Below are 12,285 nucleotides of genomic sequence, written 5' to 3' on the forward strand. Positions count from 1 at the left end.
CTCATGCCGGTCGCCAGCGGTGACGACTTCGCCGACGTCGCCGAGCGGTATCGGCCCGAGCTGCGGGCGTACTGCTATCGCATGCTGGGCTCGGTCGACGAGTCCGAGGACCTCGTGCAGGACACCTACCTGCGGGCCTGGCAGTCCTACGCGAAGTTCGAGGGCCGATCCTCGGTACGGTTGTGGCTCTACAAGATTGCGACCAACACCTACCTGAACTCGGTGCAGGCACGCAATCGGCGCCCCATGCCCTCCGGGCTGAGCGCCGCGGCCGGCAACGCGGAAGCCACGCTGGCCCCGGCGCGATCCGACATCCCATGGCTGCAGCCCGCCCCGGACAGCCTGCTGTACGGCGCCACCGACGACCCGGCGGTGGTCGTGTCGGTTCGCAGCAGCGTCCGCCTGGCGTTCGTCGCCGCCCTGCAGCATTTGTCGTCGCTGCAACGGGCGGTCCTGGTGCTGCGCGACGTACTGGGCTGGCAGGCCGGCGAAGTCGCCGAGATCCTGGAAACGTCCACCGCGGCCGTCAACAGCGCCCTGCAACGCGCCCGTGCACGACTGACCGAGGCCGCCCCGACGCTGGACCAACTCGGCGAACCGGCCGAAGCCCGGGCGCGCGACGTGCTCGACCGCTACATGTCGGCCTTCGAGCGCGCCGACGTCGACCAACTGGCGGAGCTGCTGCGCGCCGACGTGGAGCTCGAAATGCCGCCCATCCCAACGTGGTTCACTGGCCGCGACGCCGTCTGCGGATTTTTGGCCCGGGTCGTGCTGCATACCCCCGACCAATGGCGGCTGGTGCACACCCGGGCCAACGGCGCTCCGGCGTTCGCGATGTACCGGCGAGGGCCGGACGAGTCCTTCCAGGCCCACGGGCTGGACGTGCTGTCGCTGGCCGGCGGTCGCATCTCGCGCATCGTCGCCTTCAACGAGGCGGCCCTGGTCGCGTCGTTCGGGCTTCCGGAGACGTTCACGGACCGTGCCTGACCCCGACGAGCGCTACGTCCTGGGCGAGGCGACCCGGTACCTGTTCGGCAGCCTGGTGCTGGTTCGCCGTGCCGACCTCGCGGCGCCGACGCCGTGCGCGGGCTGGGATCTGCGCCGCCTGCTGCGGCATGTCAGCACATCGTTGACGGACGTCACCGACGTGCTGCGCGGCGTCGACCCGCCGTCCGGGCCCCGGAGCGGCGCCGATCCGGTGGCCGCGGTGCGAAGCGGGACCGTGGACTTCCTGCTCGCCGCCAGCGCGCCGGGCCGCCGGTGCGAGGTCGCGGGCCGGTCGCTCCCGTCCGGCATCGTCGTCTCCGTCGGGGCCCTGGAGATGGTGCTGCACGCGTGGGACATCGCCCAAGCGTGCCGGGTCGACCGCCCCATCTCGCCGGACGTCGCGTCGTCGCTGTTGTGCATTTCACCACCGCTGGCCGAAGCGGGGCTGGCCGGCCACGTGTTCGCCGAACCACTGCCATCGCCGGCGACCGCGACCCCAAGTGACCAGCTCCTGGCGCTGTTCGGCCGGCGACCGGGCCGCCGGTAGGCGCGCGCGGCGTTCGCGTGGGCGCCGGCGCCGCCGCCCCGGGGAACCCGGGCCGGACCCGCCCGGCACCTAGACTGCGCATATGGATTGCGGTTCCCCAGACAGCGCCGCGGCTCCAAAAGGCTTGCTACTGATAGAGGACTGCCTGGACGCCGACGGCGGCATCGCCCTGCCCCCGGGCACCACCCTGATCTCCCTCATCGAGCGCAACGTCGCCAATGTCGGTGACGCCGTGGCGTACCGCTACCTGGACTACGCCCGCTCCGAGGGACACGCCGTCGAGGTGACCTGGGCCCGATTCGGGGTGCGGCTGCAGGCCATCGGCGCGCGGGTGCAGCAGGTCGCCGGCGACGGTGACCGGGTGGCGATCCTGGCGCCGCAGGGCATCGACTACGTCGCCGGCTTCTACGCGGCGATCAAGGCCGGGACCATCGCGGTGCCGTTGTTCGCGCCCGAGCTGCCGGGTCACGCCGAACGGCTGGAGACCGCGCTGCGCGACTCCCAACCCGCGGCGGTCCTCACGACGGGGGCGGCGAAAGACGCCGTCGAGAACTTCCTGGCCGGCCTGCCCGAACTGCGCCGGCCCCACCTGATCGTCATCGACGAGATACCCGATAAGGCGGGGGAGCTGTTCGTCCCCGTCGAGCTGGACATCGACCGCGTGTCGCACCTGCAGTACACCTCGGGCTCGACGCGCCCGCCCGTCGGCGTGGAGATCACCCACCGGGCGGTCGGCACCAACCTTGTGCAGATGATCCTCTCGATCGACCTGCTGGACCGAAACACCCACGGCGTCAGCTGGTTACCGCTCTACCACGACATGGGCCTGTCGATGATCGGCTTTCCCGCGGTGTACGGCGGGCACTCCACCCTGATGTCGCCCGCCGCCTTCGTCCGCAGGCCGCTGCGCTGGATCCAGGCCCTGTCCGCCGGATCGCGGCAGGGCCGGGTGGTGACCGCCGCGCCGAACTTCGCCTACGAGTGGACGGCGCAGCGCGGCCTGCCCGGCCCCGGTGACGACGTCGACCTGCGCAACGTGGTGATGATCATCGGTTCCGAGCCGGTCAGCATCGATGCGATCACGACCTTCAACAAGGCGTTCGCGCCGTATGGATTGCCGCGCACCGCGTTCAAGCCGTCGTACGGCATCGCCGAGGCCACATTGCTGATCGCGACCATCGACCCGTCGGCCGAGGCGTCGGTCGTCTATCTCGACCGCGATCAGCTGAGCGCCGGTCGCGCGGTGCCCGTCCCCGCGGGTGACCCCGACGCCGTGGCGCAGGTGTCGTGCGGCCGGGTGGCGCGCAGCCTGTGGGCGGTGATCGTCGACCCCGACTCCGGAGCCGAACTGCCCGACGGCGCGGTCGGCGAGATCTGGCTGCAGGGCGACAACGTGGGCCGCGGGTATTGGGGGCTGCCCGACGAGACCCGGCGGGCGTTCGGCGCCCGGCTGCGCTCGCGGTTACCGCAGGACAGCCGCGCCGAGGGCGCCACGGCCGGGCGAAGCTGGCTGCGCACCGGGGACCTCGGCGTGTTCCTCGACGGCGAGCTCTACGTCACGGGCCGCATCGCCGACCTGGTCACCATCGCCGGCCGCAACCACTACCCCCACGACATCGAGGCCACCGCGGCGGAAGCCTCGCCGATGGTGCGCCGCGGATACGTGACGGCGTTCTCCGCGCCGGTCGCCGGCGGCGAGCCGCGGCTGGTGATCGTCGCCGAACGCGCCGCCGGCACCAGCCGCGACGACCCGGGGCCGGCGATCGAGGCGATCCAGAACGCGGTCTCGCGCCGGCACGGCGTGACGGTCTCCGACGTGCGTTTCCTGCCCGCCGGCGCCATTCCGCGCACCACCAGCGGCAAGCTGGCCCGCCTGGCCTGCCGCGCCGAATACCTCGACGGCACATTGGGCGTGCATTAGCCGTGGCATCCTGGCCGTGTGGGATTGCTCATCCGGTTGGCGGAGCTGCTGATCGTGATCCTGCCGCTGGCGGGCGTGGCCGTCGCCGCGGTGAAGACGTTCACGGCCAACAAGCGCCGCGCCGATCGGCCGCGGGAAGCCTTCGACCCGGCGGGCGAGCACGCCGAACCCACGGATCGCGGCGCCGATAACCAAGCGGCCCAATGGCGTTCGCTGCGTCGCGTGATCGACGAGCACCGTCGCGTCGACGCGCGATGGCTCTCCTACGAACTCGACGTCGCCAAGCTGCTTGATTTCCCGCTGATGACCGACATGCGCGACCCCCTCACGGTCGCGTTCCACAAGGCCAAGCTCCGGGCCGACTTCCTGCGCCCCGTCAAGGCCGAGGAGCTCCTCGACGACCGGGAGGCCGCGGCGCGGTACCAGTCCGCGGTCGAGGACTACGTGACCGCGTTCAACGTCGCCGAGGCCGAGGCGACGCGCCGGCGCCGCGGCGACTTCTCGCGGACAGATCAGCAGCGGATCGGGCGCGCCCAGAGCCTGTTGCGGGTGGCGTCGGACGCCGCCGCGGCGCCGCAGGAACGCCAACAGGCCTTCGATCTGGCCCGCAAGGAGCTCGACGGCCTCATCGTGTTGCCGTCCACGACGCAGGCCGGCATCGAGCGGGGGATCGCGGGTCAGCTGGAAGAATGACCGAATGACGGCCGCGCCACCGCTTCCCGGTCGGGTCACCTTCGAACAGCGCTGGGCCGACCTGACCTTCATCCATTGGCCGGTCCGGCCCGACGGCGTCGAGGGCCTGTGCCCGCCCGGGACCCGCCCCGACGTCTTCGCCGACGGGATGACCTACGTGGGGCTGATCCCGTTCACGCTGACGAGCACCCGGGTCGGCACCGCACTGCCGCTGCCGTACTTCGGCAGTTTCGCCGAGACCAACGTCCGGCTCTACACCGTCGACGACGCCGGGCGGCACGGCATCGTGTTCCGGTCGGCGGAGACGGCCCGCCTGGCCGCCGTGGCCGCCATCCGGATCGGCCTCGGCGTCCCCTATACCTGGTCGCGGATGCGGGTGACGCGGCGCGGCGACCGCATCACCTACGAGGCCGTCCGCCGCTGGCCCCGGCGCGGCCTGCGCAGCCGGGTCACCGTCGCCGTCGGCGGCGCCGTCGAACCGACACCCTTGGAGGACTGGCTGACCGCCCGCTGGGGGGCCCACACCCGCAGGGCCGGCCGGACCTGGTGGGTGCCGATCGAGCACCAGCCGTGGCCCCTGCGCGCGGCCGAGATCGTCGAACTGAGCGACGAGTTGGTGGGCGCCGCCGCGGTGCGGCCCGCCGGGGAGCGCCTGCGCGCGCTGTTTTCCCCCGGGCTGCGAACGCGTTTCGGTCGCGCCCACCTCATCTAGGGGCAGGAGTAGCCGCCGTCAACGACGAGGTCGGAACCGGTCATGTAGCTCGACGCCGCGCTGGCCAGATACAGATACAGACCGGTGAGCTCGTCGGGCCGGCCCAGGCGGCCCAGCGGCACCTTCGGCTCCCACGCGGCGTGGTACTCCGCCAGGGGCTCGACGAGCTCGGTGCGAATGTAGCCGGGGCTGACGCTGTTGACCCGGATGCCGTGCGGCGCGAACTCGACGGCCATGGCCTTGGTGAGGTGGATGACCGCGGCCTTGGACGTGCAGTAGTGCCCGACCTGCTGCGGAACGTTGATGATGTGCCCGGACATCGAGGCGGTGTTGATGATGGCGCCGCCGCGGCCCTGCCGGACCATCGCCCGCGCCGCGGCCCGGGCGGTGAGGAACACGCCCGTCACGTTGGTGTCCTGGACACGCTGGAATTCCTCGGGCGGCATCTCGAGCATCGGTGCGGCCGAGATGATCCCGGCGTTGCAGACCGCGACGTCCACGCCGCCCAGCTCCGCGGTGACCCGGTCCAGCATCGCGTCGACCTGGTCGGGGCGCGTCACGTCGCACCGCACGGGCACAACCCGCCCGCCGGCCCCGGCGAGTTCGCCGGCGACGGCCTCCAGAGCCTCGGAATGCCGTGCGGCGATGGCCACTTGGGCGCCGGCTTCCAGGTACGCCCGCGCCACCTCCTTGCCGATGCCGCTGGACGCCCCGGTCACCAGCGCCCGCTTGCCGCGCAGATCGAACAGGTCCAAAACACTCATCCGATGACTCCGTTCAGCCCGGCCTTTTCTCCCGACGTGAAGTCGGCTTCACGCTGCGCGCGAATGTGGGGCTGACTTCACGCTCGGCGGGGCGCTGCCCGCGGGAAGCCGTCGCCTCCCGTCGTCACCTAAGCCGGGGCGCCGAATTGCTGATTCGGGGATGGCTCCGCGGCCAAGGGATCTGCGCCGAACCGGTTCGGTCCGTCGGTGCCCCTGTTGACGAAAAAAATGATGAGAACGATGGCGCCGATGATGGGGACCAAGCTGATCAGAACCCACCAACCCGTGCGGTCGATATCGTGCAGGCGGCGAACGGCGATCGCCCAGCTGGGAATGATGAAGGGGAGCGACAGAATGATGTTGACGGCCCGCGTGTGCAGCATCACGTTGCCGACGTTTCCGGCGATGGCGACGAGGGTGGTGAAGAGGACCCAATACCAGTATTCGGATCTGCAGGATCGATCGCTGAAGTTGAAGTATTTGGCGAATCCGGCCGAAATCGCTTGCCCGAAGCCCATCTCATCTCCCGCCGCCGATGGAAGAAAAATCGTACCACCGCAATGCCCGACCTGCGGTGCATATTTTTACCGGCGGATTCACCAGGCGCCGACCGAAACACGTTCTAGGGTGTGGCCCATGGGCAAATTCAGCAGGGCCGAAATCGAGCGAGCCGTCGAAAACTACACCGCCGTCGTCGAGGGGTGCAGCTCCTCGGGTGACTGGCGACCCTTCGCGGACCTCTTCACCGAGGACGTCGTCTACACCGAGCACCACTACGGCGTCTTCCACGGCCGCGAGGCGGTGCGGGACTGGATCGTCGCGGTGATGGCGCCGTTCCCGCACATGCGGTTTCCGAGCGACTGGATCGCCTACGACGACGACAACGACGCCGTCGTCGTCATGATCAGGAACCTGCTCGACCACCCGACCGACCCCAACGGCGAACCGTTCTGGTTCCCCAACTGGACCCGCCTCGTCTACGCCGGCGACGGACTGTTCTCCAGCGAGGAGGACATCTACAACCCCAACCGCGACGCCCCCGGTGTCGTGGCCGCGTGGCTGCGGGCCGGCGGGAAGCTGGAGTCCGACGAAATCCTGCAGCCCCAGAGATAACCCTCCGCTCCGAGTGTGCGATCCGCGACGCGTCATCGGCGTGTCGCGTCGCGGATTGCACACTCGCCGTTGCGGTTAGCGCGCGCCCGTCGGGCTGAGGCGATTCCGGCCTCGCGACCGGACCGCCGCCAGCGCCTGCTGCCACGCCAGCATGGTTGCCGCCTTGATGTTGGCCGGCTTGACGGCGTCGCGGGAGAGCAGCGCGGTGGCGGCCGCCTTCGTGCCGGGCGACGCCTTGGACATGTGGCCGGAGTCGAACGGTGGCTGTGGGTCGTATTCGATCGCGAGCTGGATTGCCTTGGCGCGGTTTTCGCCGGCGATCTGCCCGGCCAGCCACAGCGCGAGGTCCAGCCCGGCGGACACGCCCGCGCTGGTGACGACGTCGTCCTGGTGCACGATCCGCTCGTCGGCGACCGGGGTGACGCCGAACGCCTTCAGCGCGGAAAGGGTCACCCAGTGCGACGTCGCGCGCCGGCCCTCGAGCAGGCCGGCGGCCGCCAAGATCACCGAGCCCGAACACACCGACGTGGTCCACCTCGCGGTGCGGTGCGCGCGGCGCAGCCACTCCAGCAGCGCCTCGTCCCGCGCGTGCACCGGCGTCGACGGCCCGCCCGGAACCAAAATCACGTCGGGGGAAGGGGTTTCGGCCAGCGAGTGGGTGGCGCCGATCACCAGCACACCGGAATCGGCGGTGATCGGCCCGGTTTCGTGCCACACGAACCGGACGTCGGCGCCGGGCAGGTTGCGCAGCACCTCGTAGGGGCCGATCATGTCCAGCGCGGTGAATCCGGGGTAGGCGACGAACGCGATCTGGGTCATCGGGGGTGTCCTTTCTCAATCAGGCGAAAGCCTTGCGGTACTGATCCGGTGAGATGCCCATGCGCCGAACGAAGTTGCGCCGCATGGTTTCCGCGGTGCCGAACCCGCACCGGGCGGCGATCGCGACGACGGTGTCGTCGGTCTCCTCCAGCTGGCGGCGCGCGGCCTCGGTGCGGATGCGTTCGACGTAATGGCCGGGCGCCTCGCCGATCTCGTCGGTGAACACCCGCGTGAAATGGCGCGGGCTCATCGCCGCGCGGCGGGCCAGGCCCTCGACGCTGTGCGGCCCGCCCGGCTCGGCCTCGATGGCCTCCTGCACCCGGCGGATGGGCGCGCGCTTGGCGCGCGGCATCCACACCGGCGCCGCGAACTGCGTCTGCCCACCGGGGCGGCGCAGGTACAGGACGAGCCAGCGGGCCACCGTCTGCGCCACCTCGGTGCCGTGGTCGTCCTCGACCAGCGAGAGCGCGAGGTCGATCCCCGCGGTGACGCCCGCGGCCGTCCAGACCGTGTCCGAGCTGCGGACGAAGATCGGGTCCGGATCGACCTCGACGGCGGGGAACTCGCGGGCCAGCCGTCCGGCGAATGCCCAGTGCGTGGTGACCCGCAGGCCGTCGAGCAGCCCCGCCTCGGCGGCCAGGAACGCGCCGGTGCAGACGCTGACGACGCGGCGCGCGCTGCCGGTGACCCTCTTGATCCAGTCCACCAGCTCGGGATCCGACCGCGCGTCCTCGACACCGCCGCCGCCGGGCAGCACGACGGTGTCGAGGCGCTCGGTCGGGTCGGGCAGCGCCGCGGTCACGAAGGCCAGCCCGGTGGGCGTGGTGACCGGCCGGCCGCCCGCCGAGGCCAGCACCACGTCGTATCCGCCGCCGGTCAGCAGCGAGGCGCCGCTGAACACGTCGTGGGGTCCCACCACGTCGAGCGCCTGCACGCCGGGAAAGCCGACGATCACCACCTTGCGAACCATGGACTCAGTGTTCGCCACGCCCGGCCATGGCGTCTACGCCATGTACCCCACCAATTAGGACATGCCGACCTGGTCCGCGGCGGCTGCACGGGCCTTGGCAGACTGTGGCCATGGCACAGATAACCTTGCGTGGAAACCCGATCAACACCGTCGGCGAGCTTCCGGCCGTCGGGTCCCCGGCCCCGGCCTTCACCCTGACCGGCGCGGACCTGGGCGCGGTGAGCAGCGACCAGTTCAGCGGTAAGCCCGTCGTGCTGAACATCTTTCCGTCCATCGACACGCCGGTGTGCGCGGCCAGCGTGCGGACGTTCAACGAGCGCGCGGCGTCCGGCGGCGCGTCCGTGCTGTGCGTGTCGAACGACCTGCCGTTCGCGCAGGCGCGCTTTTGCGGCGCCGAGGGCATCGAGAACGTCAAGACGGGCTCGGCGTTCCGCGACAGCTTCGGCGAGGACTACGGCGTCACCATCGCCGACGGCCCGATGGCGGGGCTGCTGGCGCGCGCCGTCGTCGTGATCGGCGCCGACGGCAACGTCGCCTACACCGAGCTGGTGCCCGAGATCGCGCAGGAGCCCAACTACGACGCGGCGCTGGCCGCGGTGGGCGGCTAGGTCACAGCCCCAGCAGCCGCACCGACTCCGTCCGCATGTCCGCCTTGCGGACCTTACCGTTCGCCGTCATCGGGAACTCGTCGACGATGTGGACATAGCGCGGGATCTTGTAGTGCGCGAGCTTCCCGGCGCAGAACGCCCGCACGGCGCGGGCGTCCAGGGGTGGACGGTTGGGCCGCACCTTGATCCACGCGCACAGCTCCTCGCCGTACGTGTCGTCGGGAACGCCGATCACGTGCACGTCCTCGACGTCGGGATGGGCGTGGATGACGCCCTCGATCTCGCGTGGGTACACGTTTTCCCCGCCGCGGATGACCATGTCTTTGATGCGGCCGACGATCACGCAGTACCCGTCGTCCTGCATGGCCGCCAGATCACCGGTGTGCATCCAGCCCTCGTCGTCGATGACCGCGCGGGTCTTGTCGTCGTCGCGCCAATAGCCCAGCATCACCGAGTAGCCGCGGGTGCACAGCTCACCGGGCCGGCCGCGCTTGACCATCTCCCCGGTGTCCGGGTCGACGATCTTGATCTCGACGTGCGGATGCGCCCGTCCCACCGTGGCGGTGCGGCGGTGCAGGTCGTCGTCGATCAACGTCTGACATGACACGGGGGAGGTCTCGGTCATGCCGTAGGCGATCGCGATCTCGCGCATGTTCAGCTCGTCGACGCAGCGCTTCATGACCTCGACCGGGCATGGGGCGCCGGCCATGATCCCGGTGCGCAGCGACGACACGTCACGTCGGGCCAGGTGGGGGTGGCCGAGCAACGCGATGAACATGGTCGGCACGCCGTACAGGCCGGTGCAACGCTCGGATTCGATGGCCGCCAGCGTCGCGTCCGGGTCGAAGCCCGGCGCCGGAATCACCGTCGTGGCGCCGTGGGTGGTACAGCCGAGGCTGCCCATCACCATGCCGAAGCAGTGGTAGAAGGGCACCGGGACGCAGAGCCGGTCGCCCGCCCGCAGCCCGATGAGCTCGGTGGCGAAGAAGCCGTTGTTGACGATGTTGCGGTGCGACAGGGTGGCGGCTTTGGGCGAGCCGGTGGTGCCCGAGGTGTACTGGATGTTGATCGGGTCCGACGGCCGAAGTGTCGCCATCCGGGACCGCAGCTGTTCTTCGGACACGGCGTCGGCGCGCCTCAGCAGCCCGTCCCAATCGGCGGTCCCCACGAAAACGACTTCGGCCAGCCCGGGAACCTCGCACCGCACCCGGCCGATCAGGCTGGGATAGTCCGAAGACTTGAACGACGTCGCGGACACCAGCAGCCGGGCGCCCGAATGCCGCAGCACGTAGGACAACTCGTCGCTGCGGTAAGCGGGGTTGATCGGGACGAGGACGGCGCCGATCTTCGCCGTGGCGTATTGGAGGATCATCCACTCCGCGCAGTTGGGTGACCAGACGCCGACCCGGTCACCGCGCTGGATGCCGCTGGCCATCAACGCTCGTGCCAGGCGGTCGGTTTCGGCGTCCAGTTGCGTGTACGTCCAGCGCCGGCCGCTGGCGACATCGACCAGCGCCTCGGTCTCCGGGTGCGCGGACGCGGCGCGGGCGAAGTTCGCCCCGATGGTCTCGTCCAGCAGCGGCGTGTCGACCGGACCCGCATCGTAGGACCCGACGCCGCGGTACTTGCGGCGCAGGAGATCCTTCTGCACCTTCCCATTGGCGTTGCGCGGCAATCGATCCACCACGACCACCAGCCGAGGCCGCTTGTAGGCGGCCAGGTGTGCCCGGCAGTGCGACTCGATTTCGGCATCGGTCGGCGGGGCGGCGGGGTCCCGCGGCACCAGCAGTGCCAACGGCGTCTCGCCCCAGCGCGGGTCGGGCACCCCGATGACCGACGCCTCCGCCACCTTCGGGTGGGCCGCCAGGACGTTCTCCACTTCGGCGCTGTAGATGTTCTCGCCACCGGAGATGATCAGATCCTTCTTCCGGTCGACGACGTAGATGTAGCCGTCGCGGTCTTGCCGCACCAGGTCGCCGGAATGAAACCAACCGCCACGGAAGGCCTCCGCGGTCTCCTCGGGCTTGTTCCAGTACTCCCGCATGATCAACGGCCCGAGATACACGATCTCGCCCACCTCCCCGTGCGGGACGTCGCGCATCTCGTCGTCGACGATGCGTACGTCGACGTTGAGCATGGGGGTGCCCACCGAACCGATCTTGCGGACGGCGTCCTCACCCCGCAGCAGACAGGTTATGGGGCTGCACTCGGTCTGTCCGAACGCCGCGATGATCTCGGCCCCGGGGAATGCGTCGATCATGTTGCGCAACAGGGTTTCCGACGCGGGCGCCGCGCCCCACCAGACGCGGCGCAGCCCGCCGAGGTCCCGGGAGCGAAGGCCGGGCAGGGCGCAGACCAGCTGCCACTGGGCCGGCGTCATCCAACACGAGGTGACCCGTTCGCGGACGATCGTGGCGACGGTGGACTCGGCATCGAACCCGCGCGAGGGCGAAACGACGACCCGGCCACCGGTGAGGAACGCCGGCAGCATCCCGGACACGCCGGCGGTGTGGAACAGCGGCGCGAGCGCCATCCAGCAATCGTCGTCATCGCGGGGGCCGAGCGTGCCGATCACGCTCACGGCGTGCAGGTACAGGTTGCGGTGGGTGATCACCGCGCCCTTCGGGCGGCCCGTCGTCCCCGAGGTGTACATGATGAATGCGGGTGCGTCATCGTCGACCGCGGTGTCGATCGCGAGATCGCCCGCGGCGGCGGCGGTTTCGTCGAGGTCGCCGCCGATCGTCAGCACGGCGCGCACCGATGCCACGGTGGTGCACGCCCGCGCCACGGCGGAGGCGCACGCTTGGTCGACGACGACGGTGACCGCGCCGCTGTCGGCGAGCAGGTACGCGATCTCGTCGGGGACGAGGCGGAAATTGACGGGCACCGCGATGGCGCCCAGGCGCAGCGTGGCGAGCCAGGCCTCGATGAGCGCCAGGCTGTTCAGCCCCACGACGGCGACCCGATCGCCCCGGCCCACGCCGCTCGCCGACAGGGCATTGGCCGTTCGGGTGACGTTGTCGTTCATCTCGGCGAAGGTGCACCGGCGGTGCGGATCGACGAACGCGACCTCGTGCGGCCGGACCTGGGCGTGCCGCGCGAGGATGTCGCTCAGGGTTATGCCGGTACCGGCCAGGGTCCGCATCGTGCT

Annotated in this window: 12 protein-coding genes and 1 pseudogene; 7 read left to right on the forward strand and 6 right to left on the reverse strand. The window is 70.4% G+C overall.

The window, feature by feature from the left end:
• Window positions 1–3 precede the first annotated feature (3 nt).
• From BST11_RS11730 to BST11_RS11750, 5 genes are all read left to right on the forward strand, one after another.
• Window positions 4–987, forward strand: a complete 984-nt coding sequence (locus BST11_RS11730) for a sigma-70 family RNA polymerase sigma factor (protein ID WP_083138144.1) — start codon at window positions 4–6, stop codon at window positions 985–987.
• On the forward strand, window positions 980–1,534 hold the full coding sequence (locus BST11_RS11735) for a TIGR03086 family metal-binding protein (protein WP_083138145.1): 555 nt from the start codon (window positions 980–982) through the stop codon (window positions 1,532–1,534). The genes BST11_RS11730 and BST11_RS11735 overlap by 8 nt, the downstream gene beginning before the upstream one ends.
• An 82-nt stretch (window positions 1,535–1,616) precedes the next feature.
• Window positions 1,617–3,455: a fatty acyl-AMP ligase gene (locus BST11_RS11740; protein ID WP_083138146.1), complete on the forward strand. Its 1,839-nt coding sequence runs from the start codon at window positions 1,617–1,619 to the stop codon at window positions 3,453–3,455.
• An 18-nt stretch (window positions 3,456–3,473) separates the two neighbouring features.
• The gene (locus tag BST11_RS11745; RefSeq protein ID WP_083138147.1) at window positions 3,474–4,148 is read left to right on the forward strand and encodes a hypothetical protein; all 675 of its coding nucleotides are present in this window, start codon (window positions 3,474–3,476) and stop codon (window positions 4,146–4,148) included.
• A gap of 4 nt (window positions 4,149–4,152) precedes the next feature.
• Window positions 4,153–4,860, forward strand: a complete 708-nt coding sequence (locus BST11_RS11750) for a YqjF family protein (RefSeq protein WP_083138148.1) — start codon at window positions 4,153–4,155, stop codon at window positions 4,858–4,860.
• Here BST11_RS11750 and BST11_RS11755 read toward each other — a convergent pair.
• Together BST11_RS11755 and BST11_RS11760 are read right to left on the reverse strand one after the other, a co-directional pair.
• Entirely contained in the window at window positions 4,857–5,624 is a 768-nt protein-coding gene (locus tag BST11_RS11755; RefSeq protein ID WP_083138149.1) for an SDR family oxidoreductase, read from the reverse strand. The two genes, BST11_RS11750 and BST11_RS11755, sit on opposite strands and share 4 nt — an antisense overlap.
• A 128-nt stretch (window positions 5,625–5,752) precedes the next feature.
• Window positions 5,753–6,142: a DUF805 domain-containing protein gene (locus tag BST11_RS11760; protein ID WP_083138150.1), complete on the reverse strand. Its 390-nt coding sequence runs from the start codon at window positions 6,140–6,142 to the stop codon at window positions 5,753–5,755.
• Between the two features lie 118 nt (window positions 6,143–6,260).
• Here BST11_RS11760 and BST11_RS11765 point away from each other — a divergent pair, with 118 nt between their 5' ends.
• Window positions 6,261–6,737, forward strand: a complete 477-nt coding sequence (locus BST11_RS11765; RefSeq protein ID WP_083138151.1) for a nuclear transport factor 2 family protein — start codon at window positions 6,261–6,263, stop codon at window positions 6,735–6,737.
• A gap of 75 nt (window positions 6,738–6,812) precedes the next feature.
• Here the strand turns inward: BST11_RS11765 and BST11_RS11770 are convergent, their stop codons facing one another.
• A complete protein-coding gene (locus BST11_RS11770; protein ID WP_083138152.1) occupies window positions 6,813–7,556 on the reverse strand; it encodes a DJ-1/PfpI family protein in 744 nt (247 codons plus the stop codon).
• 19 nt (window positions 7,557–7,575) lie between these two features.
• On the reverse strand, window positions 7,576–8,526 hold the full coding sequence (locus tag BST11_RS11775; RefSeq protein WP_083138203.1) for a GlxA family transcriptional regulator: 951 nt from the start codon (window positions 8,524–8,526) through the stop codon (window positions 7,576–7,578).
• A gap of 110 nt (window positions 8,527–8,636) precedes the next feature.
• Here BST11_RS11775 and tpx point away from each other — a divergent pair, with 110 nt between their 5' ends.
• Window positions 8,637–9,134: a thiol peroxidase gene (gene tpx / locus BST11_RS11780; protein ID WP_083138153.1), complete on the forward strand. Its 498-nt coding sequence runs from the start codon at window positions 8,637–8,639 to the stop codon at window positions 9,132–9,134.
• A 1-nt stretch (window position 9,135) separates the two neighbouring features.
• Here the strand turns inward: tpx and BST11_RS28525 are convergent, their stop codons facing one another.
• Window positions 9,136–10,770 (reverse strand): AMP-binding protein, encoded by a 1,635-nt coding sequence (locus BST11_RS28525; RefSeq protein WP_067321848.1) that lies wholly within the window; start codon window positions 10,768–10,770, stop codon window positions 9,136–9,138.
• Window positions 10,765–12,279 (reverse strand): annotated as a pseudogene (locus BST11_RS28530) (long-chain-fatty-acid--CoA ligase); the annotation flags it as partial. The pseudogene BST11_RS28530 and the gene BST11_RS28525, both read right to left, overlap by 6 nt.
• Window positions 12,280–12,285 lie beyond the last annotated feature (6 nt).

Origin of the sequence: Mycobacterium alsense (assembly GCF_002086635.1) — a bacterium.
In the GTDB taxonomy this organism is placed as follows: Bacteria; Actinomycetota; Actinomycetes; order Mycobacteriales; family Mycobacteriaceae; genus Mycobacterium; species Mycobacterium alsense.

Excerpts from the sequence above, each read along its gene's own strand:
- BST11_RS11730 (WP_083138144.1), top strand. The coding sequence starts at position 4 with ATGCCGGTCGCCAGCGGTGACGACTTCGCCGACGTCGCCGAGCGGTAT.
- BST11_RS11740 (WP_083138146.1), top strand. The coding sequence starts at position 1,617 with ATGGATTGCGGTTCCCCAGACAGCGCCGCGGCTCCAAAAGGCTTGCTA.
- BST11_RS11750 (WP_083138148.1), top strand. The coding sequence starts at position 4,153 with ATGACGGCCGCGCCACCGCTTCCCGGTCGGGTCACCTTCGAACAGCGC.
- BST11_RS11755 (WP_083138149.1), bottom strand. The coding sequence starts at position 5,624 with ATGAGTGTTTTGGACCTGTTCGATCTGCGCGGCAAGCGGGCGCTGGTG.
- BST11_RS11760 (WP_083138150.1), bottom strand. The coding sequence starts at position 6,142 with ATGGGCTTCGGGCAAGCGATTTCGGCCGGATTCGCCAAATACTTCAAC.
- BST11_RS11765 (WP_083138151.1), top strand. The coding sequence starts at position 6,261 with ATGGGCAAATTCAGCAGGGCCGAAATCGAGCGAGCCGTCGAAAACTAC.
- BST11_RS11770 (WP_083138152.1), bottom strand. The coding sequence starts at position 7,556 with ATGACCCAGATCGCGTTCGTCGCCTACCCCGGATTCACCGCGCTGGAC.
- BST11_RS11775 (WP_083138203.1), bottom strand. The coding sequence starts at position 8,526 with ATGGTTCGCAAGGTGGTGATCGTCGGCTTTCCCGGCGTGCAGGCGCTC.
- tpx (WP_083138153.1), top strand. The coding sequence starts at position 8,637 with ATGGCACAGATAACCTTGCGTGGAAACCCGATCAACACCGTCGGCGAG.